26 protein-coding genes are annotated in these 25,189 nt (G+C 71.5%); 11 read left to right on the plus strand and 15 right to left on the minus strand.

Annotated elements, in window-relative coordinates; genetic code table 11:
- Nucleotides 1-107: 107 nt before the first annotated feature.
- Together ACZ7LT_RS07030 and ACZ7LT_RS07035 are read right to left on the minus strand one after the other, a co-directional pair.
- On the minus strand, nt 108-878 hold the full coding sequence (locus ACZ7LT_RS07030) for an SDR family NAD(P)-dependent oxidoreductase (RefSeq protein WP_471234959.1): 771 nt from the start codon (nt 876-878) through the stop codon (nt 108-110).
- Nucleotides 879-984: 106 nt separating this feature from the next.
- Nucleotides 985-2,211, minus strand: a complete 1,227-nt coding sequence (locus ACZ7LT_RS07035) for a hypothetical protein (protein WP_471234960.1) — start codon at nt 2,209-2,211, stop codon at nt 985-987.
- A gap of 143 nt (nt 2,212-2,354) precedes the next feature.
- Here ACZ7LT_RS07035 and ACZ7LT_RS07040 point away from each other — a divergent pair, with 143 nt between their 5' ends.
- The 3 genes from ACZ7LT_RS07040 (at nt 2,355) to ACZ7LT_RS07050 (ending at nt 5,362) form a co-directional block, all read left to right on the plus strand.
- Entirely contained in the window at nt 2,355-2,879 is a 525-nt protein-coding gene (locus tag ACZ7LT_RS07040) for an HAD domain-containing protein (RefSeq protein WP_471234961.1), read from the plus strand.
- Nucleotides 2,880-3,034: 155 nt separating this feature from the next.
- Complete coding sequence (locus ACZ7LT_RS07045) at nt 3,035-3,286, plus strand: EF-hand domain-containing protein (protein ID WP_471234962.1); 252 nt, start codon at nt 3,035-3,037, stop codon at nt 3,284-3,286.
- A gap of 285 nt (nt 3,287-3,571) precedes the next feature.
- On the plus strand, nt 3,572-5,362 hold the full coding sequence (locus tag ACZ7LT_RS07050) for a S8 family serine peptidase (protein WP_471234963.1): 1,791 nt from the start codon (nt 3,572-3,574) through the stop codon (nt 5,360-5,362).
- Nucleotides 5,363-5,428: 66 nt separating this feature from the next.
- Here ACZ7LT_RS07050 and ACZ7LT_RS07055 read toward each other — a convergent pair whose 3' ends face one another.
- The 7 genes from ACZ7LT_RS07055 to ACZ7LT_RS07085 form a co-directional block, all read right to left on the minus strand.
- Nucleotides 5,429-6,328, minus strand: a complete 900-nt coding sequence (locus ACZ7LT_RS07055; protein ID WP_471235596.1) for an NAD(P)H-binding protein — start codon at nt 6,326-6,328, stop codon at nt 5,429-5,431.
- Between the two features lie 55 nt (nt 6,329-6,383).
- Nucleotides 6,384-7,007, minus strand: coding sequence for a ScbR family autoregulator-binding transcription factor (locus tag ACZ7LT_RS07060; protein WP_471235597.1), 624 nt, complete (start codon nt 7,005-7,007; stop codon nt 6,384-6,386).
- Nucleotides 7,008-7,282: 275 nt separating this feature from the next.
- Entirely contained in the window at nt 7,283-8,113 is an 831-nt protein-coding gene (gene nadE, locus ACZ7LT_RS07065; protein ID WP_471234964.1) for an ammonia-dependent NAD(+) synthetase, read from the minus strand.
- Nucleotides 8,114-8,235: 122 nt separating this feature from the next.
- The gene (locus ACZ7LT_RS07070; protein ID WP_471234965.1) at nt 8,236-9,117 is read right to left on the minus strand and encodes a DMT family transporter; all 882 of its coding nucleotides are present in this window, start codon (nt 9,115-9,117) and stop codon (nt 8,236-8,238) included.
- 154 nt (nt 9,118-9,271) lie between these two features.
- Nucleotides 9,272-9,940 carry a HisA/HisF-related TIM barrel protein gene (locus ACZ7LT_RS07075; protein ID WP_471234966.1) on the minus strand — a complete coding sequence of 223 codons (669 nt, stop codon included), beginning with the start codon at nt 9,938-9,940 and terminating at the stop codon, nt 9,272-9,274.
- Between the two features lie 2 nt (nt 9,941-9,942).
- Nucleotides 9,943-10,995, minus strand: a complete 1,053-nt coding sequence (pdxA, locus tag ACZ7LT_RS07080; RefSeq protein WP_471234967.1) for a 4-hydroxythreonine-4-phosphate dehydrogenase PdxA — start codon at nt 10,993-10,995, stop codon at nt 9,943-9,945.
- Entirely contained in the window at nt 10,986-12,239 is a 1,254-nt protein-coding gene (locus ACZ7LT_RS07085) for a four-carbon acid sugar kinase family protein (protein ID WP_471234968.1), read from the minus strand. Before ACZ7LT_RS07085 ends, pdxA begins: the two co-directional genes overlap by 10 nt.
- A 75-nt stretch (nt 12,240-12,314) precedes the next feature.
- Here ACZ7LT_RS07085 and ACZ7LT_RS07090 point away from each other — a divergent pair, with 75 nt between their 5' ends.
- The 3 genes from ACZ7LT_RS07090 (at nt 12,315) to ACZ7LT_RS07100 (ending at nt 15,041) form a co-directional block, all read left to right on the plus strand.
- The gene (locus tag ACZ7LT_RS07090) at nt 12,315-13,265 is read left to right on the plus strand and encodes a LysR substrate-binding domain-containing protein (RefSeq protein WP_471234969.1); all 951 of its coding nucleotides are present in this window, start codon (nt 12,315-12,317) and stop codon (nt 13,263-13,265) included.
- Nucleotides 13,266-13,301: 36 nt separating this feature from the next.
- Complete coding sequence (locus tag ACZ7LT_RS07095; RefSeq protein ID WP_471234970.1) at nt 13,302-14,489, plus strand: alpha/beta hydrolase family protein; 1,188 nt, start codon at nt 13,302-13,304, stop codon at nt 14,487-14,489.
- Between the two features lie 72 nt (nt 14,490-14,561).
- The gene (locus tag ACZ7LT_RS07100; RefSeq protein WP_471234971.1) at nt 14,562-15,041 is read left to right on the plus strand and encodes a DNA-binding protein; all 480 of its coding nucleotides are present in this window, start codon (nt 14,562-14,564) and stop codon (nt 15,039-15,041) included.
- A gap of 183 nt (nt 15,042-15,224) precedes the next feature.
- Here the strand turns inward: ACZ7LT_RS07100 and ACZ7LT_RS07105 are convergent, their stop codons facing one another.
- Nucleotides 15,225-15,722: a peptidylprolyl isomerase gene (locus ACZ7LT_RS07105; RefSeq protein WP_471234972.1), complete on the minus strand. Its 498-nt coding sequence runs from the start codon at nt 15,720-15,722 to the stop codon at nt 15,225-15,227.
- 195 nt (nt 15,723-15,917) lie between these two features.
- On the opposite strand from ACZ7LT_RS07105, the gene ACZ7LT_RS07110 reads away from it, so the two are divergent.
- From ACZ7LT_RS07110 to ACZ7LT_RS07120, 3 genes are all read left to right on the plus strand, one after another.
- A complete protein-coding gene (locus ACZ7LT_RS07110) occupies nt 15,918-16,310 on the plus strand; it encodes a hypothetical protein (RefSeq protein ID WP_471234973.1) in 393 nt (130 codons plus the stop codon).
- 174 nt (nt 16,311-16,484) lie between these two features.
- On the plus strand, nt 16,485-17,015 hold the full coding sequence (locus ACZ7LT_RS07115) for an AMIN-like domain-containing (lipo)protein (RefSeq protein WP_471235598.1): 531 nt from the start codon (nt 16,485-16,487) through the stop codon (nt 17,013-17,015).
- A gap of 34 nt (nt 17,016-17,049) precedes the next feature.
- Entirely contained in the window at nt 17,050-17,697 is a 648-nt protein-coding gene (locus tag ACZ7LT_RS07120; protein WP_471234974.1) for a hypothetical protein, read from the plus strand.
- 18 nt (nt 17,698-17,715) lie between these two features.
- Here the strand turns inward: ACZ7LT_RS07120 and ACZ7LT_RS07125 are convergent, their stop codons facing one another.
- Nucleotides 17,716-18,963 (minus strand): YncE family protein, encoded by a 1,248-nt coding sequence (locus ACZ7LT_RS07125; protein WP_471234975.1) that lies wholly within the window; start codon nt 18,961-18,963, stop codon nt 17,716-17,718.
- A gap of 156 nt (nt 18,964-19,119) precedes the next feature.
- Complete coding sequence (locus ACZ7LT_RS07130) at nt 19,120-20,352, minus strand: cysteine desulfurase (RefSeq protein ID WP_471234976.1); 1,233 nt, start codon at nt 20,350-20,352, stop codon at nt 19,120-19,122.
- Between the two features lie 92 nt (nt 20,353-20,444).
- Between ACZ7LT_RS07130 and ACZ7LT_RS07135 the strand changes: the two genes are divergently transcribed.
- Complete coding sequence (locus tag ACZ7LT_RS07135) at nt 20,445-21,032, plus strand: CGNR zinc finger domain-containing protein (RefSeq protein WP_471234977.1); 588 nt, start codon at nt 20,445-20,447, stop codon at nt 21,030-21,032.
- Between the two features lie 25 nt (nt 21,033-21,057).
- On the opposite strand, the gene ACZ7LT_RS07140 is transcribed toward ACZ7LT_RS07135, so the two are convergent.
- The 3 genes from ACZ7LT_RS07140 to ACZ7LT_RS07150 form a co-directional block, all read right to left on the minus strand.
- The gene (locus tag ACZ7LT_RS07140) at nt 21,058-21,936 is read right to left on the minus strand and encodes a YhjD/YihY/BrkB family envelope integrity protein (RefSeq protein WP_471234978.1); all 879 of its coding nucleotides are present in this window, start codon (nt 21,934-21,936) and stop codon (nt 21,058-21,060) included.
- Between the two features lie 112 nt (nt 21,937-22,048).
- A complete protein-coding gene (locus tag ACZ7LT_RS07145; protein WP_471234979.1) occupies nt 22,049-22,813 on the minus strand; it encodes an alpha/beta fold hydrolase in 765 nt (254 codons plus the stop codon).
- Between the two features lie 103 nt (nt 22,814-22,916).
- Complete coding sequence (locus tag ACZ7LT_RS07150; RefSeq protein ID WP_471234980.1) at nt 22,917-24,179, minus strand: PP2C family protein-serine/threonine phosphatase; 1,263 nt, start codon at nt 24,177-24,179, stop codon at nt 22,917-22,919.
- Nucleotides 24,180-24,391: 212 nt separating this feature from the next.
- Here ACZ7LT_RS07150 and ACZ7LT_RS07155 point away from each other — a divergent pair.
- Nucleotides 24,392-25,188, plus strand: a protein-coding gene (locus tag ACZ7LT_RS07155) for an IS5 family transposase (protein ID WP_471235599.1) whose coding sequence is annotated in 2 segments (ribosomal slippage) — nt 24,392-24,728 and nt 24,728-25,188 — 798 coding nt in all. Because the reading frame shifts where the segments join, the coding sequence is not laid out codon by codon here.
- Nucleotide 25,189: the final 1 nt, after the last annotated feature.

The raw sequence follows: 25,189 nt of genomic DNA on the forward strand, positions 1-25,189 counted from the left end.
GCGTGGGCCGTGAGGCGACGCGACCGTACGGGCAGGGGAAGCGGCCTCGATTCAGCCGGCCGGGGTCAGACGGCCGGTGTCAGACCGCCGGTTGCAGTCGGCCGGCGTCAGACCGCCGTCCAGCCGCCGTCGACGGCCAGCGCCGTGCCCGTCACGAACGACGCCCGGTCACTGCACAGCCACGCCGCCGCCTCCGCGACCTCGCGGGGCTCGGCCATCCGCTTCTGAATGGCGCGGGAGGTGAACGCGGCCTCCAACTCCGGCGTCCGCTCCAGCACTTCCTCCATCAGCTCGGTCCGCGTCGAGCCCACGATCAGCGCGTTGACGCGGATGCCGCGCTCTCCGTACTCGGCCGCCGCCGATCGCGTCAGCCCCACCACGGCGTGCTTCGCCGCGACGTACGAGGACGACGCGCCGGTCGCCAGCATCCCCGCCACGCTGGAGGTGTTCACCACTGCTCCGCCCGCGCCCGAGTCCAGCATGGCCGGCATCTGGGCCCGCATGCAGTTCCAGACGCCCTGCACGTTCACATCCATGATCTGCTGGTGTACGTCCTCCCCGGTCTCATGCAGCAACGATCCGGCAACCGCCCACCCCGCATTGTTGAAGGCCCCGTCCAGCCTGCCGAACGTACCCACCGCGGTGTTCACCGCCCGCTCGACATCGGTCATCACGGTCACATCACCCGTGGCGACGGCACAGCGCCCGCCCTCCCCCACGATCTCCTTCTCCAACACCCGCAAACGGTCCTCACGCCGCGCCACGAGCACCACCGCCGCGCCCTCCCGCGCGAACAACAGCGCCGCGGCGGCACCGATCCCGCTGGACGCACCGGTCACCATCACGACCTTGCCCTCAAGCAACCCCACCTTTGTCATGGACCCATTCAACCCTCAACGCCCGCTCCCGACACGCCAGTTACTCGCCGATTACGCCTCGACGGCCGGACGAGCAGCACCCTGCCCCGGCGGACGTGATGACGGCCTAGATTGCGTACTGCCACACCGTCACCATGTGCGCCCCGTACCAGCATCCGAACAGCGTCGCCCCGGTGAGGACCGTGATCGCGGTGCGCCGACTCGCCGTCGCGAGGGCGCGGGCGGTCGGGATGAGGAAGAGGAGCGCGGGGATGAGCAGGCGGAGCTTGGAGTGGTAGAAGTTGCTCTGGCCGAGCGTGAGCACCAGCATCGTCGTGCCGTATACGAGCAGCGGCGGCCACGTCGCCTGCTGCCGCTGCCAGGTCATGGCCGCCGCCACGGTCAAGGCGAGCAACAGAAGCGCCGTACTGACGGGGACCCACCCGCCCTCTTCGCTCACCGCGGCGGCGAGGAACTCGACGGTGGCCGCGCCGTTGTCCCACGCCGTTCCCCATCCGGCTTCCTGGACGACGAACCAACCGTCGAGTTGGCCGAGCCGGTTGCCGACCCACAGGAGGTAGGCGGGTGTGCCGAGGCAGGCCAGTGCGACGGCGATGAGCGGCCGCGCGGTCGGGCGTGCCTCGCGCTTCATGTGGAGCACGGCCGCGACGGCCACGGCGAGCACGACCGCGAGGGCCGCGGGGCGGGTCAGGCCGGCCAGGAGGGCCGACAGGCCGGCGGTCTTCCACGCTTGGCGGTGGGCGGCGAGCAGCGTCGCGGCGGCCAGGGCGAGGAAGAGCGCCTCGCTGTAGCCCATGAAGAAGACCACGGCCATGGGCTGCGCGCCCGCCAGGAGTATGACGGTGATCGTGGCCGTACGGGAGCCGTAGAGACGGGTCATGAGCTGGAGCACGGCGAACAGCGCCGCGGCGCAGCACAGATGAGCGGTCACGACGGCCGCGGTCGCGGCCTCCAGGCCCGTCGTCGCCGCGACGGCTCGTACGAGGAGGGGGTAGAGGGGGAAGAACGCGAGGGTGTTGCCAGTCAGTTCGCCGTCCGGGCCGTAGGTGAAGCCCTTCGGGTAGCCGTCCTCCGCGATCGAGACGTAGAGCCCGCCGTCCCAGGCGACCAGACGGCCCATGATGCCCGGGCCGCCCGGCTTGTCCAGCAGGACGAGGGCGAACAGATGCAGCGCCGCGGCGCCTGCGTACGCCCCCAGGGCGACCCCCGCCGCACGCGTCCATCCCGGCCGCCGCCACCGCGGACCGGCCGCAAGGACGGCCGGAGCGCCTCCCCGCGGGGGCGCGGGTGCGGCTTTCGGCGGCCGGGCGGTCTCGCTCAGAGTCTGGTGCAACGGGGCTCCTCGTAGTGCGGGTTCACTGGCCATACGCACAGAAGGGGCTGATGGGTTGACAGGTGAGAGGTGAATCACGTGAGATGCCGGGCACTGAGGAGACGGGCCCGGGCAGGTGTCGGCCCGCTCGGTATCGTGCGGCCGTGACCCGATCCGCAGAGCGCCCCTTCCTCTTCCTCGACGTCGACGGCCCCCTCATTCCCTTCGGGGCCACATCGCAGGAGCGTCCTGGCGGGTACCCCACCTACCGGTCGAGCGCGGGCGACGCCGACGCGCACCCGCTGCTGTCCCGGATCAACCCCGCCTACGGAGCCCGGCTCAAGGCCCTTCCGTGCGAGCTGATGTGGGCCACGACGTGGATGGGCGATGCGAACGACCGCGTCTCCCCCTGGCTGGGTCTGCCGGAGCTGCCCGTGGTGGACTGGCCTGAGGAGTCCGGCCAGGACCGGGGCGCTGCGCACCATCGGGTTCACTGGAAGACGCGCGCCCTGGTCGAGCGGGCGGGCGGGCGGCCGTTCGTCTGGGTCGACGACGAGATCACGGACGCCGACCGGCGCTGGGTGGCCCGTCACCACCGAGGACAGGCCCTGCTGTACCGCGTCGATCCGCGCCAGGGCCTCACGGACGCGGATTTCGACGCGCTCGCCGCGTGGCTGCGCGGCATGTAGCCGCAGAGGTGCTACGGACTGTTACGGATCGACGAGCAGTACGGGCTCGGGAACCGAAGCCGGGCCCGTGCCGTTACACGGTGTAAGCGCGAGGGCGACGGCCGATCCGGCCAATCACAGCCACCGTCGACCGTCGCGGGAAGGAACGACACGTGATGAGTGCCAAGGCCCGGAAGCTGTTCGACGCGCTGGACCTCAACAAGGACGGCACGCTGACCCGCTCCGAGGTGATCAACGCGCTCCGGACGAAGGGTCCCACCCTCGCCGCCCAGGGCGACCTGCCGTTCTGGGGTGTCTCGGACGTCGAGGGCTCCTCCGCGCTGTTCGACGCGGCTGACGCGAACGGCGACGAGGTGCTGACGTTCGAGGAGTTCGCCGCGGTCGTCGACCGGCGTTTCGGCTGGTAGTCCCGCTCCCCCACCACCTGGCCTCCGGCCCCCTCCTTCCCCTGAAGCGGCCCCCCTGCGGGGGCCGCCTTCCGTGCCGCCCGCGCGCCCGCTCAACTCCCCCTCACCCGCGCGGAAGCCCCTTCCGACAAGGGGAATCCCGCCGTCCGCCCGCTGCCAGGGTGGGGCGGCGGCGAGGCAAGGGATTCCCCTCTTCCTCCGCAGTCGACGTGTCTGACATCTTGCGTTCGCCCCCTACACACTCGGCCCGGCGGCCCACCGGCATGCCGGGACTCGGAGGACGCATTGATACGTCACATACGCACCCGGTTCCGGGCCCCCGCGGCCGCCGCCCTCGCGATCGGCGCCACCCTCGCCTTCGTGACCCCGGCCACGGCGACCGCCGCGACCGTCTCGACCGCCACGACGACCGCGCCGCAGACAGCCGCGGCCTGGGCCGCCGGGACCCGCGCCTACCTCGTCATCACGACGCCGGGTGACACCTCCGCCGTACGCGCGGCCGTCACCACCAAGGGCGGTTCGGTCTTCGCCTCGTATGACGCGATCGGCGTGATCGTCGCGCACTCCACCTCGACCGGTTTCGCCGCCGCCATGCGCACGGTCTCCGGGGTCCAGCAGGTCGGTGCCACGCGTACGTCGGACGTTCCGGCCGACGCGTACAACCCGGCGCTGCCGGCGAACCCGGCCCAGGCGCCGACGACGCTGACCGAGAGCCTGACCCGCTGGGACATGACCCAGATCAAGGCCGACCAGGCATGGGGCGTGACCACCGGCTCGGCGTCGGTGAAGGTCGGTGTGCTCGACACCGGCGTGGACGACCAGCACCAGGACATCGCCCCGAACTTCAACGCCGCCGACTCCGCCTCGTGCGCGTACGGCAAGGCGGACACCCGCGTCGGCTCCTGGCGTGACGTCGGTACGCACGGGACGCATGTCGCGGGCACGATCGCGGCCGCCAAGAACGGCAAGGGCGTCGTCGGTGTCGCCCCCGGCGTGAAGATCTCCTCGGTGCGTATCGCCGAGCCGGGCAGCAGCCTGTTCTTCGCGGAGAACACCATCTGCGGCTTCATGTGGGCCGGTGACCACGGCTTCAAGGTCACCAACAACAGCTATTACACGGACCCGTGGCAGTTCAACTGCCCGGACAACGTCGACCAGGCCGCCATCATCGAGGGCGTCAAGCGTGCCCAGGAGTACGCGGAGAGCCGGGGCTCCCTGCAGATCGCCGCGGCCGGCAACTCCAACCTCGACCTGGCGAACAAGACGACCGACACGGAGAGCCCCAACGACTCCACGCCGGTCACCCGCACCATCACCAACGCCTGCCTCGACATCCCGACCGAGCTGCCGGGTGTCGTGACCGTGGCCGCGACGGGCAAGGGCAACGTCAAGGCCTCGTACTCCAACTACGGCAACGGCGTCATCGACATCGCGGCCCCGGGCGGCGACGGCGCGAGCGGCGTCTACTCCACGCTGCCGGGCGGGAAGTACGGCAACAGCAACGGTACGTCGATGGCGTCCCCGCACGTCGCGGGTGTCGCCGCGCTGATGGCGAGCGTCAACCCGACGTACACCCCGGCCGACATCCGCACCAAGCTCGGCGTCCAGGCCACCGACACCGCCTGCCCGTCGGACAGCCGGTGCACCGGGACGACCGCCAAGAACGGCTTCTTCGGTGAGGGTCAGACCGACGCCCTGAAGGCGGTCGGCGGCACCACCACGCCGCCCACCGGGCCGTACTTCGAGACCACGACGGACGTCGCGATCGCGGACAACGCCACGGTCGAGAGCCCCCTGACGGTCTCGGGCGTGAGCGGAAACGCGCCGGCCACCCTCAAGGTCGGTGTGGACATCAAGCACACCTACCGCGGTGACCTGGTCGTCTCTCTGGTCGCCCCCGACGGCACGGTGTACCTGCTGGAGGACTTCGCCAACAACGACGGTACGGACAACGTGGCCAAGGTGTACACGGTCAACGCCTCCGCGGAGGTGGCGAACGGTACGTGGAAGCTGCGCGTCGGTGACGTCGCGTCCCAGGACACCGGCAGGATCGACGCCTGGAACCTCACCTTCTAGTCCGCAGGCTGGTCCACACGTCCGGTCCGGTCCCTCCCGTAGGGGCCGGACCGGACCTGCGTCGGGTCAGCGGAAGTGGTGCGTGTGGCGCGCCGCCCACGTCCAGAAGGGGCCCGGGGCGCGCCCGGTGAGGTCCGCCACCCCGCTGGTGACCGCGAGTTTCGCGCCTTCCCGCTGCCGCTCGGCGCTCTCGAGAAGCGCGGTCACCATCGGTTCGGGATACCGCTCGCGCCATGTCTCGACCGCTTCACGGCGGGTCAGTTCCACGAAGTCGAGCGGCCGCCCCAGCGCCCGCCCGAGCTGCTCCGTCTGCTCCCGGGCGGACACCGCCTCCGGGCCGGTCAGCCCGTACGCACGGGATGCGTGCCCGGGTGTCGTCAGGACGCGGACCGCGGCCGCCGCCACCTCCTCCGGGTCCACGCACGCGTTGCGCGAGTCTCCGTGCAGCGCGCGTACGACTCCCGATTCGCGCACGGCCGCGGCCCAGCCCAGCGCGTTCGACATGAACGCACGCGGTCGCAGCAGCGTCCATTCCAGCCCGGAGGACCGCACGAGCTCCTCGCTCTCGCGCTGCCGACAGGTCATCAGGTCGCGTGCCTGCGGGTCGCTCACCGCCAGCGCGGAGAGTTTCACCACGCGCCGGACCCCCGCCCGGCGCGCCGCCACGAGGAGACACTCGTCCAGGTCGGGGCGCATGGGATCCCCGGTGATCAGGAGCAGGGCGTCGGCGCCCGCACACGCCCGCACCAGACCGGGGCCGTCGTGGTGGTCCGCGCCCACGATCCGCCCGGCCAGCCCCGCCCGGGCGGCGCGGGCGGGATCCCTCGTCAGTGCGCGTACGGCATGTCCGCGTACGAGCATGCGCACCACCCGCGACCCCACCGTCCCGCTGGCTCCGGCGACCACGATGCGCAGCCGCGCGCCGCCGCCGAGCCCCAAACCCGCCGGCTCCCCGCACCCGCCCATGCCGACGACGCCCGTACGTGCCTCGTGCCCTCGCGATAACCGGCTCAGCACCCCGTCATCCCACCCTTCCCCGCTCCAGGTCCAGCTTGATCCGCGACACCGCCTCCGGCGTCGCGATGCCGGGCAGCAGAAAGCGCCACATCCGCAGCACGCGCTCCGGCAGATCCGATCGGCCCGACATCAGCTGCGAATGCAGCTGCGTTCCCGTACAGGCGCCGACGACGAACTCGGCGACCTCGGCGGCATCGACCGAGTCGAGCAGATCGCCCTCGGCCCGGGCCTCCGCCAGGCACTCCTCCATGATTCCGGCCCACTCGCGGAACGACGTGTCGTCCTGCAGGCCGAACGCCCCCTGCTCCACCGACAACCGCACACCCGCCCGCAGCAAGGGGTCACGCTGCAACCGCCAGCACCACACCAGCGTGATGTCCACCAGCCGCTGCAGACCCACCGAGGAGAGTCGCGGGACGATCGTGTCCGGCTGCGCCCGCATCACGGCGAGCGCGATTCCTTCCTTCGACTTGAAATGGAAATACAACGCGCCTGTCGTCGAACCGGCCCGCTCCGCGATCTTCGTAATGCTCGCGCCCGCGAAGCCGTTCTCGTCCAACACCTCTGCGGCCGCCTGGAGAATCGCCTCCCGGGTCCGCACAGCGCGCTCCTGCGTCGCCCGCGCCATCTCTACCTCCACGCTCACTACAGCCACACGAACACCAATAACCGCACCCCCCAACACCCCCTGGACCAGCCCCAGCGTCGAGCTCACCCACCCCCTCATCAAAGATAAAGAACACTCTCTATTTTATGCAGCCAGTTGACCACCACACCACCCCGGCGCCCACCCCGGGGTATTCCCTGCTGCGACAACGTCCCAAAACCGCTCGTGCCCACCGGTGGACAACACCGGTGGGCACGAGCGGAGGCGGTGGCGCGCGGTCGCCGCGCGCGGGGGACTCAGGGAGCGACGGGCAGCTGCCGCTTGTGCTCGGTCAGGCGGTAACGGCGCACGATCGAGGCGAAGGCCGGCTCGCCGACCGGCTTGCCCTCGAGGAAGTCGTCGATGTCGTCGTACGTCACACCGAGCGCGTCCTCGTCGGGCTTGCCCGGGTCGAGGGTCTCCAGGTCGGCGGTCGGGGTCTTCCAGACCAGCTCGGCCGGGGCGCCCAGCGCCTCCGCGACGGCGCGCACCCGGCGCTTGGTCAGGCCCGTCAGCGGTACGAGGTCGGCGGCGCCGTCACCGAACTTGGTGAAGAAACCGGAGACGGCCTCGGCGGCGTGGTCCGTGCCGACGACCAGGCCGTCGTGCGCGCCGGCGACCGCGTACTGCGCGATCATCCGCTGCCGGGCCTTGATGTTGCCGTGCACGAAGTCCTGGTGGTGGGCGTCCCGGAAGGTCACACCGGACGCGGCGCAGGCCTCCAGGGCGGCGTCACTGGCCGGCTTGATGTCGACGGTCAGGACCTGGTCGGCCTGGATGAAGCCGAGGGCGAGCTGGGCGTCCTTCTCGTCCGCCTGCACGCCGTAGGGCAGTCGCATCGCGTAGAACGTCACATCGTGCCCGGCGGCCCGGGCCCGCTCCACCGCGAGCTGGCACAGCCGCCCGGCGGTCGTGGAGTCCACGCCGCCGCTGATGCCGAGGACCAGGGAACGCATCCCCGTGGACGTCAGACGCTCGGTGAGGAACGCGACCCTGCGCTCGATCTCCGCCGCCGCGTCGAAGGTCTCGGACACCTCGAGATCCCGGGCGATCTCCTGCTGCAGGGCGGTGGACGCCGGCTCGGTCACGGCTGCTGCTCCTCGTCGTCGACGGTCGTGGGAGGACGTACTTCCCGGCGACTCTATGCGGCCGCCGTAGCCGCCTCGTACGGCACCCCCGCCACATGGCCGCCGTCGGCGCCCGGGCGCGGTCAGGTGCCGCGCTGCCGGGCCGGTCTCAGCGCCCCGAGGTACACCCCGAGAAGGATCAGTGGAGCGCCGAGCAGCAGACCCAGGGTCAGGGGTTCGTCATCCAGCCAGGCCGAGAGCACGATCGTGACGACGGGGATGATCACGAACACATAGGCGGCCCGGGACGCGCCCCACCGCTCCACCACCTGGAGAAAGAGGACGAAGGTGAGGACCGAGCCGGCCACCACCAGATAGACCAGCGCCCACCAGGTCGTGGCGCGGTCGGGCAGCCGCCACGCGTCGCCCACCAGGGCGGAGCCCGCGAACAGGAGCGCCGCGGCGGCGGTCATGCCGACGGCGTTCATGGTGACGGGGTGGAGCGGGGGCAGCCGCTTCACGAGGACGGTGGCCTGGGCGAAGGAGAAGACGGCGCCGACCATGGCCAGCAGCGAGAGCACCGGGACCGACTCCTCCAGGGACGCGCGGGAGGCGAGGGCGACCCCGGCGACGGCGAAGACGGTGCCCGCGAGCGCGGTGGCGCGAAAGCGTTCCTGCCCTTGCGCCACCGCGAGCAGCAGCGCCACGAGCGGCACCAGCGCCAGGAGGGTCTGGCCCAGGCCGGCGTGGATCCGTACGAGCGCGTAGTAGGCGAGCGCGAAGGTGACCCCGAAGTTGAGGGTGCCGAAGAGCACCGCGCCACCCAGCGCCCGGCCGCGCGGCAGGCGGAGCCGCAGCGCGGCCATGATCGCCAGCAGGAGGAGCGCGGAGGCCCCGAACCGTACGGCGGCGCCCCACAGGGGATCCAGCTCGCGGTTGCTGAATCGGACGCCGACGGCGTTCCCCCCGGCGAACAGGGAGCAGGCGACGAAGGCGGCGGCTGCGGGGTGAGGAGCGCGGGGCACGGCGTCACTGTAGGCACGGGCCGACGCGGCCTCCCGGCCAACACGCCCGCCTGCACGGCCCAGTGGTGACACGTCACACGCCGCCGCGTCACGTGGCGGCGTGTCACCGGGTGCTGCGTCGGGTCACGTGTCACATGGGGCCGTGCCATACGGATCACGCTGCCGCCGCCTCGACCACCGGGGCGAGCTGTGCGGCGAGGGTTCCGGCGTGCGGGACGAGGCGACCGTCGAAGGCCGCGGAGCCGATGGTGAAGGCGTCGGCGCCGGCCGCGGCGAGGGCGCGGATCTGCTCCGTCGTGGTGATCGAGCCGGCGACGACGAGACGGCCGGTCGTCGCCGCGCGCGCCGCGCGCACCAGCTCCAGGGGCTCGGCCTCGGTGGCGCGGTAGGCGAGGAGGTCGACGCCCGCGCAGCCGGCCTCCTCGGCACGCCGGCAGTCGGCGGCGATCCGTTCGGGGCCGCCGGCCAGGCGGGTCGGGTGGCCCTCGGGGCGGCCGGCGAAGGGCAGATAGCCGATCGGGGTGCCGCGCAGCAGGGCGACGGTCTCGTCGATCCAGGTGCCGCCCATCAGCTGGTCGACGCCCAGGGCGACGGCGGTCCGTACGGAGGCGAGGGCCTGGTCGCGGTCGGTGCTCACCACCTCCAGGTAGGAGGTCGCCCCCATCTCCTTGATGCGCTCGTGGAGCAGGCGCAGGGTGTCCGCATCCGCCCCGACGTCCTTGAAGCCGATGTGGGCGATGCCCAGGTCCCGTACCGCGTCGAGGACGCGCAAGCTGTCGGAGACCGTACGGTCCTCGCGGGTGAGCATGAAGATGAAGTCCACGGTCAGTGCCTCGGCGTCTCGGTCGGTCGGTTCTGGGATGTGAGGACGGCCGCGTGGCGCAGGGCCGTCAGCAGGCTTGTGTGGTCGGCCGTCCCCCGGCCGGCGAGGTCGAACGCCGTGCCGTGGTCCACGCTGGTCCGGACGAACGGCAGACCGACGGTGATGTTGACGCCGTGCTCCAGGCCCAGGTACTTCACCGGAATGAGGCCCTGGTCGTGGTACTGGGCGACGACCACGTCGAACTCGCCTGCCCTGGCCCGCATGAAGACCGTGTCGGCGGGCCAGGGGCCGCTCGCGTCGATGCCCTCGGCGCGGGCCGCCTCGACCGCGGGCGCGATGACCTCCTGGTCCTCGCGGCCGAACAGGCCGTTCTCGCCCGCGTGCGGATTGAGCCCGGCGACCGCGATGCGCGGGGCGGCGAGGCCACCGCGGCGCAGCGTGCGGTGGGTGAGCCGGATGACGTCCAGCTCCCGCGCGGTGGTGAGCGCGTCGATGGCGGTACGCAGCGACTGATGGACCGTCACCAGCACAGTTCGCAGTTCGTCGTTGGCCATCATCATGGCGTAGTCGCGGGTGCGGGTGAGGTCCGCGAGCATCTCGGTGTGGCCGGGGTACGGAACTCCGGCCAGCCGCAGCGCCTCCTTGTTGACCGGTGCGGTGACCAGCGCTCCGACCTCGCCGCGCAGCGCGAGTGCGATGCCACATTGCACGTAGCAGAAGGAGGCCGCGCCGGCGCGGGCGTGGAGTGTGCCCCATGGTAGGCCGGAGAGCGGTTCGCCTCCCGGGTTCGCGGTGTCCGCCTCGGCGACCGGGAGGACGTTCAGTGTCCCTGGTCTGTGGGCGGCCTCTCCGGGTTGGCTGATCGGACGGATCTCCAGGCGTTCGCCGGTGGTACGGCAGGCGCGGGCGAGGACTCCGGGGTCGCCGATCACGACGACCGGTTCCGTGCGGCGGGGGTCGGCGCAGGCCTTGACGATGATCTCGGGGCCGATGCCGCAGGGGTCGCCCATGGTGATCGCCAGCGGGGTGTTCGCCAGAGGGGTGTTCACGGGCATCCTCCTTGGCCGTACGGATGCGCGGCGATCTTGGCCAGACGCAGCAGGGTGCCGTCGTCCCCGAATCCGCCGGCCTTGATGAGTACGGGCACGGTGTCCGGGCCACGCGTACCGCCCGGGCCGAGCAGAAGGCCCCGGGCCACCCCCGGTTCGGGTTCGTCGACGAGTCGGATACCGGCGGCACCGAGCCCCGTCAGGACGGTCACGGCGGTCTCGCCGCCGGTCACCACGAGCGCGTCGGCGTCCCCCGACTCGACGAGCGCGCACGCGGCGTCGGCCAGCGAGCGGGCGAGAGCCCTCGCGGCTGCCGGGGCGTGCCGGTCGGCGGGCATGCGCAGGGTGCGCACGGGCGTGCTCATGCGGCGCAGCGCGGCGACCGCCTGGCCGGGGTCGGCGGTGATGGTCGTGCCGTCCGCGCCGGACCGGGCGTGAAGCAGATCGAGTTGGCGCAGGGAGGACGGGTTGGCGCTGCCGACGACGACCAGCGGGCGGAGGGGGGGAGTGAGGACCGGCGGGGTGGCGGCGGGCGTGTGGATGCGGCGTCGGGCCAGCGCCCCGGCCAGCCCCGGCGACCCCACCCACAGCACGGTCTCGGGCCTCGTGACCGCCGCGACCAGTGCGTCCAGCTCCTCGTCCCGTACGGCGGAGTACACGAACAGCCCGCCTTCGTCGAGGAGTTGGGGCAGGCGGTCGAGCCGGTCGGGGCCGACGAGTACGGCATCGGGGAACAGGCGAGAGAGGTCCGAGCAGGTCACGGGGTGGACCGGGTCGCGGGCGAACTCGCTCTGGTGCACGGGCACGCCCCGTACGAACTGCACCCCGCCGACCGTGACCCGGCCCTCCGCCGGGAATGCCGGGGCGAGAATCACCGCACGCCGCCCGGACCCGGCCCATGCGGCGCGTACCTCGGAGGTCAGATGGCCGCGCAGGGTGGAGTCGACCGTCTTCACGAGCACATCCGCGGCCGCCAGCGCTCGGGCCGCGCCCCGGGTGCGGTGCGCGGCCTCGGCCGCGTCGAGCACGCGCGTCCCCAGGTCGAGGGCGGTCACGCCCGTACCGAGCGGCGGAAAAGCCTGCGCCGGGCTGGAGGACGGCGGATCGCAGAGCAGGATCCGGGCCTCGTGCCCGGCCGCGCGGAACGGTGCCGCGCCGTCCCCCGCGCTGGTGAGGTCGTCGGCGAGGACCGCGACCGTGGACGAGGCGGGCCCTGACGGAGGGGAGGCATCCGTGACGGGATGAGTCATGCGAGCCATCCTCCGGGAGCGAAAAGCCCTGGACAAGCGAATCTTTCTCACGACGAGCATGACTAGAATTCACACATGACATGGCCTGACCTTCCGCCTCCGAACACGCTGCTGCCGTTCGAGGCGGTGGTCCGGCACGCGAGCGTCAGCGCGGCCGCGCAGGAGCTTCATGTCACCCATGGCGCGGTCAGCCGCCAGGTACGGAATCTGGAACGGGCCCTGGGTGTCGCGCTGTTCGAGCGGTCGGCGCGTTCGCTGCGGCCGACGCCGCAGGCGCGGGAGCTGGCGGCCGTCATCCGCGACGCGCTGGACCGGATCGACACGGCGGCGCGGCGCATCGCGCGGCGCGAGGACGCCGACAGCGGTCCGCTCACCCTCTCCTGCGAGCCGACCCTGCTGATGCGCTGGCTCATTCCGCGCCTGCCCGACCTGGCCGTCCACGCGCCGGAAGTCACCGTGCACCTGTCCGCGGGCGGCGGTCCCGTCTCCTTCGCGCGCGACCGTCACGACGGTGTCGACGTGGCGATCCGGCGCAACGACTTCCCGTTCCCCGAACAGATCAGCCGTGCCCCCCTCTTCGCCGAACGGACGGGACCGGTCTGCCGCCCCGACCTCGCCGCCCGCCTCACCGACCCGTCCCGGCTCTCGAAGACCACGCTCCTGCACACCCGCACCCGGCCGCGGGCCTGGGACGACTGGTTCCGGGCGAGCGGCCTGGCCGCGGATGCCGCGGCGGGGGCGGGCCACCAGCATCTGGAGCACTTCTCCTTGACGCTCCAGGCCGCCGAGTCCGGCCTCGGCGTGGCGATCGGCCCGTACGCGCTCGTGCGCGACGACATCGAGCGCGGCCGGCTCGCCGCCCCGTACGGCTTCGTCCCCGACGGCAGCAGCTACCACCTGCTCAGCCGCCGCCCGCCCGAGCGGGACGAACGGGTCCGGCTGCTCCTGGGCTGGCTGCGGACCCAGGCGGCCGATGTGCTCCCGAAGTCGTACGAAGAGGGCCCCGAAAGCGCGACCGTAGTCTGACGCGCGACACGAGACGGCGCGGCTAGCGTCGCGGCCATGCCCTTACTGATCCGCGCGGCGACGGCCGCGGCACTCGCCCTCACCCTCTCCCTGCCGGTCGCCACCGCCCATGCGGACCCGGCCACGGCTGCCCCCGCCTCGGCCGGCACGGCGTCCGCCGCGCGAGCGGACCGTCCTCAACTCCCCTCCCCCACCGGTCCGTACGCGGTGGGCAGTTCCGTCCTCCACCTTCTGGACCGTTCCCGTACGGACCCATGGGTGCCGACCGCCGACGGCCGGGAGCTCATGGTCACGGTCCACTATCCGGCGGCCCGCTCATCGGGCGGCGGCCCTGCCCCGTACGCCACCACCGAGGAGGCCAGGCTCCTCACTCAGGGGCTCAAGCCCTACGCGGGAGTTCCGGCGGAGGAGCTGAGCGCCATGCGGACGCACAGCCGCCGCGACGCACGCCCGGCGAAGGGCAAGCACCCCCTGATCCTGCTCTCGCCGGGTTTCGGGGTCTCCCGCTACACCCTGACCGGCCTCGCCGAGGACCTGGCGAGCCGGGGGTACGTCGTCGCGTCGCTCGACCATGCCTACGAGTCCTTCGGCATCGCCGTTCCAGGCGGCCGGATGCTGACATGCGCCGCCTGCGTCGCGGTCGACACGGGTGGTGTGCACGGCAGTGTGTCGACGTCGACGCGGGCCAAGGACGTGTCGTTCGTCCTCGACCGGCTGACGGGACGTCACCCGGTGTGGCGGCACGCCAAGATGATCGACGAGCGGCGGGTCGGCATGGCGGGGCACTCCATCGGCGGGGCGAGTGCCGCTTCCGCGATGGCCGGTGACCGGCGCGTCGACGCCGGGATCAACATGGACGGCTCGTTCTGGGAGGAGCTCCCGGCCGGGGGGCTTGGCGGTCGGCCGTTCATGCTGCTGGGCACGGACGACGCCGTCCACCGGCCCGGCGGCAAGGACACGACATGGGACCACACCTGGCCGCGGCTGGGCGGCTGGAAGCGCTGGCTGACCGTTGCGGGAACCGACCACTTCACCTTCTCCGACAGCCCGGTGATCGAGGAGCACTTCGGGCTGCCCCGCTCCCCGCTGCCGGCCTCGCGGAAGGCGGAGATCAACCGGACCTATGTGGCCGCCTTCTTCGACCAGCATCTGCGCGGGCTCCCGCAGCCGCTCCTTGACGGTCCGAGCGCGGAACATCCTGAAGTGACGTCCCACCGGCCCTGATTCCACTCATACAAACAAAGTGTTCATCCAGGATCGTTGACACTGCTTTGTGTACGCCCGCATGCTGGTGCCATGCAGTCCACTCCGGAGCAGCCCGCCGCTCACCCTTCGGATCCCGCCGGCAACGACCCCTTCACGCCGCCCGATCCGGACCAGGCGCGAGCACACCGGGAGATGGCGGCGCTATTCCGGATCGCCGAGCGCCACGCGAGTACGGACGCCCGTCGCGGCAGGCAGATCCATCCCTCGCTGATCGGCCCGCACGAGGCGGTCAGGCTGGTCGCGTTCCTGCTCAGCGGCGCGGCACTCACGGAGGAGGACGAGCCCGAGGTCGACCGGGCCGACATCACGGCCGCGCTCAGTCTGGTCCCGCGGGCCAGGGGGGAGATGGACGAGCTGGAGGCCGGCCTGCTCCGGATGGCGCGGGGGCGCGGCATGACGTGGCCGGAGATCGCGTTCGGCCTCGGCCTGGGGACACCACAGGCGGCGCGGCAGCGCTACGAACGGCTGATGAGCCGGACCGCCGAGCCCGCGGATCAGGGCAGGAAGTGACCGTCCCGGCCTGTCGGTGCCCGTACGAGCGGCTGACAGCGGCGGCGTACGGGCCGCGCTGAGCGGGGACACGGTCGCGCGGGTCGCCTCGATTCGGGCGAGGCGACCCGCGTCCGTCCCCGTACGCCCCTTGGAGCTCTCAGAGCTCCAGGGCCGTGCGGACCTGACCGGGTCAGATCCCGATCAGAGAACGCCGGAGTCGGCGATGGTGATCTTCGCGGAGGTGCGGCCGCTCTGCGAGCCGAGCGACTCGATCTTCTTCACCACGGCCATGCTCTCCTCGTCGGCGACCTCGCCGAAGACGACGTGCTTGCCGTCCAGCCAGCTGGTGACGATGGTGGTGATGAAGAACTGCGAGCCGTTGGTGTTCGGGCCCGCGTTGGCCATCGACAGCAGGCCGGGGCGGGTGTGCTTGAGCTTGAAGTTCTCGTCGGCGAACTTCTCGCCGTAGATGCTCTTGCCGCCGGTGCCGTCACCGCGGGTGAAGTCGCCACCCTGGAGCATGAAGTCGGGGATGACGCGGTGGAACGAGGAGCCCTTGTAGCCGAAGCCCTTCTCGCCGGTGGCGAGAGCGCGGAAGTTCTCCGCCGTCTTCGGGACCTCCTCGTCGAAGAGGTTGAAGTTGATGCGCCCGGCGGGCGCGTCGTCGATGGTGATGTCGAAATAGACCTTGATCGTCATGGTGACATCCTGACATCTCCGACCCGGAAGGCGCGCGCTGGGTCGGCCCAGCGGCATGTTGATCACCGCTCGGCATCGGTCCGGCATCGGTCCGGCATCGGTCGGCAAGGGTCCGCCGTCGGTCGACGGTGTCATGGGGCGCGGCGCTGGGCAATGGATTCGGTGGACCGTTTTCGGCGGTGAGAGGGGGATTCCATGCAGCCCGCGCATGCGGTCGGCTTCGGTGTGGTGGCGTTCGGACTGGCGCTGATGGCGGCGGGGGTGGTGTGGAAGGGCCGCGCGATACGACCGCTGTCCGCCGCCCGCGCCCAGTCGACGCTGGGCCGGCGCTACCCCAAGGATCTGCTCCGGTCCGCCGACATGGCCATCGCCTCCGCCCGCGGCGCCGCGTCCCACGGCGAGCCCGCCATCGTCACGGTCGACGCGGTCGTGGACATCGCCCGGGACCACTTCGGCCGCACGCACGTCCCGCGCGGTGACGCGGCGGCCGCGCTGCGCCTGCGCTACGAGTACGCGGACTGCGTGGCGGACTGCGTCACCGACGCGTACGACTCGGAGCGCCGCGCGGGCGTCGAGGGCGAGCTCTGAGCCACCCGCGGGACCGGACATGTGAGTGATCATGTCCGGTCCGCGCCGGGGCGTCGGCCAGCCACTGCGCCATGCGTGGTGATTTCCACCCGCAAAGGTGGAACCATAGGATTTTTCCGGATGTCTTCTTCAGTGACACCACTGTCCCCGTATCTGGAGAAACTGGGGGACGTCATGCTGCACCGTCAGCGCCTCGCGGCCTTCGCCGCGGGCATTCTTCTCACCGCCGGGATCGGTGCCACGATCCCCGCCTCCGCTTCTTCGTCCGCCGCACCGGCCTCGCCCGGTGCGGCACAGCCCGCCACCGCGCTCGTGACCAACGCGCGCTGGGGCGGACACGCCTCCTTCGACCGGCTCGTCATCGATGTGAAGGGCACCATGCCGCCGGTCACCGTCAAGCCGGTCAAGGTCCTGACGTACGACGGCTCGGGAAACAAGGTGCCGCTCGCCGGCCGCTACTTCCTGGAGATCAAGCTCTCCCCCGCCGCCGCCCACGACGACCGCGGCCGGTCCGTCTACCAAGGTCCCCGGCTGGTCAAGGTCTGGCTGCCCACCCTCAAAGGCGTTGCCATGACGGGCGACTTCGAAGGGGTGGTCACCTTCGGGGCGGCCTTCGACACCAAACCCGTGTACAAGGCGTACACCTTGCATGCGCCGGAGCGGTTCGTGCTCGACGTCCGGCACCCGGGTGTGTGCCCGGCCTGAGGGATTGTCAGTGGTGGCGCGTACGGTCGTTTGCATGACCGTGAAAGCGCTCGCCGCCTCCACCCTGACCGCCGCCGCCGTCTGTGAACTGCTGGCCCTCCCCACGATGGCCCCGGTCCCCGACGAGGAGTTCCTCGACCACAGCTCGAAGGTGCTGGGCTGGGAGTTCACGGACCTGGTGTGCGAGGCGGAGCGTACGCGGCACGGGCATGTGCTCTTCTACGACGCGAACAACCCGCTGGGCGACATGAAGACGACGTTCAACCTGGTCTTCGCGGAGGCGTATCCGTTCGAGCCGGACGGCCTCGACAACGAGGAGTGGCTGACCGGCGACGTCCGAGCGTGGGCGGACGAGCTCGGATGGAGGTTCCAGGCGGACCCGACGCTCGACGAGTGCGAGGCACTGCTGACCGAGGCTGCCGCCACGGTGAGCGAGGTGCTCGGCTGCCCGCCGGAGCGGACGATACGCACCGACGAACACTTCAGCATGGGTCCGTTCGCCCTCTGCCGGATATGGCGCGGCGGCGAGCACGCCGTGGTCCTCAGCCCGCTGGAGGACCACGGGCCGTACGGGTACCTCACTCACTTCGTGCTGGTGCTGACGCCGTGCGCGGCCGACGAGGAGCTGCCGGCCGACGACACCGCCCTGCGGAAGTGGGTCGTCGACCGGATCGACTGGTAGCGGATGGGCTGGGGGCCGTCAGCGGGCCGCCGGGCCCGTCCAGCCCTTCGCCACGTGGCCGATGCGGACACGCTGGGGGTGGTCCCCCACGGGTACGGAAGCGACCTTGGCGCCGGTGGCGAAGTCGATGGCGGTGACGCGGTCGGCGCCGCTCTCGGAGATCACACAGGATGCGCCGTCGCCGCTGACCGTCGCCCAGTACGGCTTCGAGGCGGGGACCAGCGGGCCCTCCTGGAGTGACGCACGGTCGACGACGGTGGCGTAGTCGTCCATCGTCCCGGCGATGCACAGCTTGTCGCCGCGGGGGCTCATGGACATGCCGTGGTGGCGGGAGTCGTTGACCCAGGTGGTGCGGTCCTCACTGGTCGACGGGTTCTTGGGGAGGGTCTTGATACGGGTGATCTTGTCGCTGGCGACGTCGTACTCGACGAAGCCGTTGAAGAAGGAGACCTGGAAGTAGAGCGTGCCCTCGTCCGGGGTGAAGGCGACGGGTCGGACGGCGTCGGAGAGGTCGCCGCGGCCGAATACGTCGAGACGCTGGCGCATGTCGACGGTCCGCACCGGCCGGAAGGTGGTCGCGTCGACGACGGTGATACGGCGGTCGCCCTTGGTGAAGTCCAGCCAGGGTTGGTCGAGGGCGGTGTTGACCTCCCCGATGGCCATGTTCCAGAGGTACCGGCCGTCCTTGCTGAAGACGTTCTCGTGCGGCTTGTCGCCGGTCTTGAAGGAACCGAGCTCCTTGCCGCTGGTGACGTCGAGGACGTGCACGGTGTTGGAGGTGGAGGCGGAGACGGCGACGCGGGTGCCGTCGGGTGAGACGGCCATGTGGTCGGAGCGGTAGCCGGACACGGGGAAGCGCCAGTTGATCGCCCCGGTGGCGAGGTCGATCGAGACGACATCGGCGAAGCTGGGCCGGGAGACCACGACGGCCGTTCCGTCGGGGGTGGAGTACATGTCGTCGACGAACTGGTCGTGTCCTTCGCCGGCGGTCTCCCGGATGCCGAGGAAGTAGACCAGTTTCACGGGGTTGAGGTAGATCTCGCGCAGCCGCTGTTCCCTGTCCGGGATGACGTTGATCCGGCCGATCTTCGTCAGCGCTCCGGTGGATCCGATGACATCGGCGGTGCCGTCCCAGTTGTTGCCGACGAACATCACCTCGCGCAGTCCGGCGCGGTCGTCCGCCCGGGCGGGCGCGGCGGGGACGGATGCCGTCCCGGCGACGACGGCGAGCGCGGCGGCGAGGAGCCCGGAGCGGAGAAGAGACATCGACGTTCCTTCCATGGGGGGGCCGAGCGGGCGACCTGACAGCCAATCAGATCTACCTACCGGACGGTAACGATGCCCCACGCCCACCACAAGCCCCGTGCGCGCCCCGGATCGCCGTAGCCCGTACGAGCACGTACGAGCACGGCGCCGCGCCGCCTAGCCGCCGAAGTACGCCTGCGCTTCCCGCACCCCCGCTGCCAGGGCGTCCACCTCGTCCAGGGTGTTGTAGACGTAGAAGGAGGCGCGGGTGGTGGCCGGGATGCCGTAGCGGCTGACGATCGGGCGGGCGCAGTGGTGGCCGACGCGGACGGCGATGCCCCGTTCGTCGAGGACCTGGCCGATGTCGTGCGGATGGATGCCGTCGACGGTGAAGGAGACGGCAGAGCCCCGGTCGGTGAGGTCGCGGGGGCCGACGATGCGTACGCCCGGGATGGCGGTGAGGAGTTCGAGCGCCCGGGCGGTGAGGGCGTCCTCGTGGGCCGCCACCTCGTCCATGCCCAGCGCCTCCAGATAGTCGACGGCCGCGGCGAGCCCGGCGGCCTGGGCGGTCATCGGGACTCCCGCCTCGAAGCGCTGCGGCGGCGGCAGGAAGGTCGTGCGGTCCATCTCGACGATCTCGATCATCGAACCGCCGGTGAGGAACGGCGGCAGGGCGTCGAGCTGCCGGGCCCGTCCCCACAGCACGCCGATGCCGCTCGGACCGAGCATCTTATGGCCCGAGAAGACGAGGAAGTCGGCGCCGAGCTCGGTGACGTCGACACGGCGGTGCGGCACGGACTGCGCGCCGTCGACCACGACGAGCGCGCCCACGGCATGGGCGCGGTCGGCGATCGTACGGACCGGGTTGAGGGTGCCGAGGACGTTCGACTGGTGGGTGAGGGCGACGAGCTTGGTGGTGTCGTCGATGAGCCGGTCGAGGGCGTCCAGGTCGAGACGGCCGTCGTCGGTCAGCCCGAACCACGTCAGCCGCGCGCCGGTCCGCTCGGCGAGCTGCTGCCAGGGCACCAGATTGGCGTGGTGTTCCATCTCGGTGACCACGATCGTGTCACCCGGGCCGACGCGCCCCGCGGTGCCAAGGGCGTACGCGACGAGGTTGATGCCCTCGGTGGCGTTGCGGGTGAAGACGACCTCGCTCTCCTCGGCGCCGATGAACCGGGCGAGGGTGCGCCGGGCCTCCTCGTACACGTCGGTGGCCTCGACGGCGAGCTGATGGGAGCCGCGGTGCGCGGCGGCGTTGTGGTGCAGATAGAAGTCCCGTTCGGCGTCGAGGACCTGGCGGGGCTTGTGGGTCGTGGCGCCCGAGTCGAGGTAGACGAGGCGGGCGCCGCTGTCGACCGTCCGTTCCAGGATGGGGAAATCCCGGCGCACCTTCTCCACGTCGATGGTCACAGCACGACTCCCGTCTCATGGTTTCCAATCACATTTACCGTGAGAGACGCTAGCTTGTTCTCACGGAGAATGACAAGCGTTACCATGAGGTCGTGGATCACGACGCCCCTTACTACCTCCACCAGCCACCGGTCCCCGGCGAGGAGCGGTTCGTCTCGCTGGCGTTGGTGAACACCCGGTTCGCGCTGAGCCACGGCACTGTCGACCTGTTGGAGGGACCCGAGGCCGCGCATCTGTGGCTGGTACGGCACGAACTACTGCCGGACGCGGTGGCGCTGGGCAGCCGCCAGCTCAGCCGACTGCTCGGGCTACGGGAATCCGTACGGGCGCTGTTCGAGGCCAGGGGCGACCGGAGCGGGCCGCCCGGGACGCATCTCGACACGCTGAACGCGGCGCTGGCCGCCGCCCCGTCGACTCCGCGCCTGGCCTGGGGCACGGACGGTCCGTACCGCGACGACGAACCGGACGCCGGCAACCCGGCGGCCGCCGCGCTCTCCCTCCTCGCCGAGGACGCCGCGGACCTGCTGACCGGCCCGGACGCGGCGCAGCTGGCGCGGTGCGGCGCGCAGGGATGCGTCCGGTGGTTCCTGCGCGCGCACGCGGCGCGGCGCTGGTGCACGACGAAGTGCGGCAACCGCGTGCGGGCCGCGCGGCATTACGCCGCCCGCAAGGAGACATAAGACGCCTGGATGGCGCTGGTAAGGGTCAGAAGGGCACGGTCAGGTCCTCCGGTGGGCGGGCGAGCCTGCGGTGGACGAGGGCTTCGTGCACGAGCCTGCCGACGAGCGCCCCGCCGTAGACGACGAACCCCACCCCCACCAGCCAGGACTGCAGCACGAGCACGGTCCCGAACTGGCCGTAGGTCACGGCGTTCGAGGCGATCAGCGGCGAGAAGACGAACTGGGAGAAGATCCGCAGCCCGAACAGTCCGAGCGCGGTCGCCGCGGCGCCCGGCGCGAGGGCGCGCCACCGGATCCGGCCGCACAGCAGCAGCCGCTGGGACCACCAGAAGAAGAGGAAGGCGCCGAAGACGTCGGCGGCGGCGACCGCGAAGGACACCAGGGTGGAGGCCTTCGCCGGGGGCGGCGCGCCGACGAAGAGCAGGAGGCAGGCGACCAGCACGGCGAGCCAGACGACGTGCCGCCACATCGTGTGCCAGCGGGCCGTCGGCAGGTCCCAAGCCCGTTCGTAGCCGGTCTGGACGGCGGCTCCGAAGGTGACACCGAACGCGGCCAGCGCGGCGAGACCGAACGCCGTGGTCCGCTGAAGCGCCTGCCCCGGCTGGCCGAACAGCCGCTCGACCTCTTCCTGGGACACCTCCGACACGCCCAGCCCCTGCACCAGCCAGCGGGCAAAGCCCTGCCCGCTGGCGAGGTCGGCGGAGGCGACGACGATCAGGAGCGGTACGAGGGTGAGGAGGCTGAGCGCGGCGAAGCCCATCGCGCGGTGCATCAGTTCCATCTCCCGCCCGCGGTTCCAGGCCAGTCCTACGGCCGAGGTCAGCAGTCGGCGGTGGAACCGCAGGAACCAGTGGCCGTGCGGGGCGGGGCCGCCGTCGGGCGGCGTGCCGGAAGGGAGGGACATGATCCGAACGAGTACCCGTCCCGGCGCGCCACCCCTCCACCTTGCCGCCCGAACGGGTGGCCCCGGTCGACCTCTGACTCTGATCGGGTCAGCGGGTCAGCGGGTCAGCGGGTCAGCGGGTCAGGAAGCCTTCGACGGCGGCGGCCAGCGCGCGCGGCGCCTCCTCGGGGGCGTAGTGGCCCGCGTCGTCGAGGACTTCGAGCCGGGCGTTCGGATACCACCGCAGCCAGGTCGCCGCCATCGCCTCCGCCCCGAGCGCCGGGTCGTGCGCCCCGGCGACCAGGAGCACCGGGACGGGGTTGCCGTCCACGCGCGCGTGGAAGTCGGTGCGTGACCAGGAGTCGAGGTACGCGCGGAAGGCCGCCGGGGAGGAACGCTCCAGGGAGCGTTTCACCATGACGTCCAGCCAGGCGTCGCCGTGCCGGCCTCCGGTGGTGTTGTCGATGATGGCCCTGCGGTTGCCGGGGTTGTCGGCGGCTCCGGTGAAGAGCTCCCATGTCGCCGCGTCGAGCGGGAAGCCGGCCGCCGACACCGGCGAGACGCCGATGATCGAACGGATCCGGGCCGGCGCGTCCAGCAGCATCAGCTGGGCGGCCTTGCCGCCCATGGAGTGGCCGACGACGGAGAAGGTCTCCCAGCCCAGATGGTCGGCGACGGCCAGGGCGTCCGCGGCGACCTCTTCCATGGTGAAGTCGCCGTCGGTGTCGATGGCCTCGCCGTATCCGCGGCAGTCCAGGAACGCGTAGCTGAAGTCGTCCCCGTTCAGATGTTCCCGTACCGGATCGAAGCTCGACCGGTCGCCGAACCAGTTGTGGATCACGAGGACCCGCTCGGGTCCGCTGCCGTGCACGTCGTGCGGAAGAACCTGACCTGCCATGAGGCCCCCTGTCGGTCGTCACCGATGCGGTGCCGGCGGAGAACCGGCGATCGAGTGTCGCGGTCGGTCGCGGGCCGGTCAACAGGGCGTAGCCGGGGCCGTCTCAGGCCGACGGTGCCCGGTCGGCCGGGCGGGGGCGGATCCGGGCGGCGAGGACGGCGACGTCGTCCTCGGCGTGCCGGGCGTCCAGCCGGAGCAGGACTTCGTCGACGACCTCGTCCACGCCGGCGCCCAGCGGCATGCGTACCGCGGCGAGGCGGGCGAGGGACGCGTCGATGTCCTCGCCGCGGCGCTCGACCAGCCCGTCGGTGAAGAGCAGCAGGGTTTCGGCGGGGGTGACATCGCGGGTGGCGAGTTCGTAGCCGCCCATGCCGGTGCCCAGCGGCGGTCCGACGGGCACCTCCACCAGCTCGGCCGTGCCGTCGGCGGTGAAGACCGCGGGCGGCAGGTGGCCGGCGCTCGCGAAGGTGGCGACCCCGCGTGCCGGGTCGACGCGGATGAGCAGACAGGTCGCCGGGCGGCGGGCGCCGTCCTCGGCTACGGCGGCGTCGAGCTGGCGCAGCACGCGGTGCGGCGGCAGGTCGGTGGAGGCGACGTCGCGCAGGGTGGTGCGGTACGCGTTCATGTCGACGGCCGCGTCCAGTCCGTGCCCCATGACGTCCCCGACCACGAGCAGGGTGCGTCCGAAGTGGAGCCGTACGGTCTCGAACCAGTCGCCGCCGACCAGGGTTCGCGGCCCGACCGGCAGATAGCGGCTCGCGATCTCCAGATTGGGGTGGGGCCGTCCCGGCTCGGCGACCAGCGCGCGCTGGAGGTGCAGCGCGGTCTCCTCCGTGGCGGCGAGGCGGCGGGCGTGCCCGATGTGGACGGCGGCCAGACGGGCCGCGTAGTGGATCGTCGCCGTCTCGTGGTCGGTGAAGGCGCCGCCCGCGCGGACGGCGACCAGTGCGCCGTGGGCGCTGCCGTGCGCCACCAGCGGTACGGAGACGACGTGGACCGGCGCGCCGGCGGCCGCGGCGGCCCACAGGGCGATGGGGTGGCCCTCGTCCATGGCCCGTACTGCAGGCGGGGCACCCTCGGCGACCTGGGCCTCCAGCAGTCGCACGTGTCCGGCGACGACGATCCGCTGCAGTTGTCCGGCAGCGGCCCCGGGCGGTCCTGACGTGGCTGCCCCTCGGGGGAGCAGGTCGACGGCGGCGGTGTCGCACAGGGAGGGGCAGAGGAAGTCGGCCAGCTCACGGCAGGTGGAGATCTCGTCGAGCGTGGTGCCGATCCGGGCGACCGCCTGCTCCATGGCGCGCAGGCGGGCCTCGACCGCCGGGTGCTCACCGGGCGGGTGCGCCGACGAACCCTCGCGCTCCGACATGCCCACCTCCACGCACCCCGCCGGCCGGACACCGCCGATCTTGTCATTCCACCAGCCCGGCCCGCCGCCTGCCCACTTCCGGGCTCTTTGGCCGTGTCAGCCCGGGGCCGGGGCCGACGCGCCGGACCGGTGCGGCCCGGCGCACGGCTGAGACGGGCGCCTAAGACGTCATCTCAATTGGTTGGGTCGGTACGCTGTCGGTCGTGGTGGGGATCGTTGAGCGGCTGGTTCCGGACGAGTTGTGGGATCTGTTCCAGCGTGTGGTGCCGGAGGCGCCGTCGCGGCCGCAGGGTGGCGGTCGCCGCCGGCATGGCGACCGGGAAGTGCTGGCCGCGATCGTGTTCGTGGCCACGTCAGGCTGCACGTGGCAGCTGCCTTCCGCTTCATTCGGGCCGTCAGGGCCGACGGCCCACCGGCGCTTCTCCGAGTGGACGAAGGCCAGGGTGTGGGCCAAGCTCCACCGCCTGGTCCTCGATGAGCTCGGCTCCCGCGGCGAGCTGGACTGGTCCCGCTGCGCGATCGACTCGGTGAACATGCGAGCCCTGAAAAGGGGGACCTGACAGGTCCGAATCCTGTGGACCGGGGCAAATACGGCTCGAAGATCCACTTGATCACCGAGCGGACCGGTCTGCCCCTGGCCGTCGGAATCTCGGCAGCGAACCTGCATGACAGCCAGGCCCTGATCCCCCTGGTGAAGGGCATACCGCCGATCCGATCCCGCCGGGGACCCCGGCGACGCAGACCAGGCAAGCTGCATGCCGACAAGGGCTACGACTACTCCCACCTGCGGCGATGGTTACGCGAACGCGGCATCACCCACCGCCTCGCCCGCAAGGGCATCGAGTCCTCCCAGCGGTTGGGACGCCACCGCTGGACCATCGAACGCACCATGTCCTGGCTCGCCGGCTGCCGCCGACTGCACCGACGCTATGAACGCAAAGCCGAGCACTTTCTGGCATTCACGGCCATCGCCTGCACGTTCATATGCCTGCGCCGTCTTGTCTGCTGAA

Source organism: Streptomyces sp. NPDC039465, from assembly GCF_055639315.1.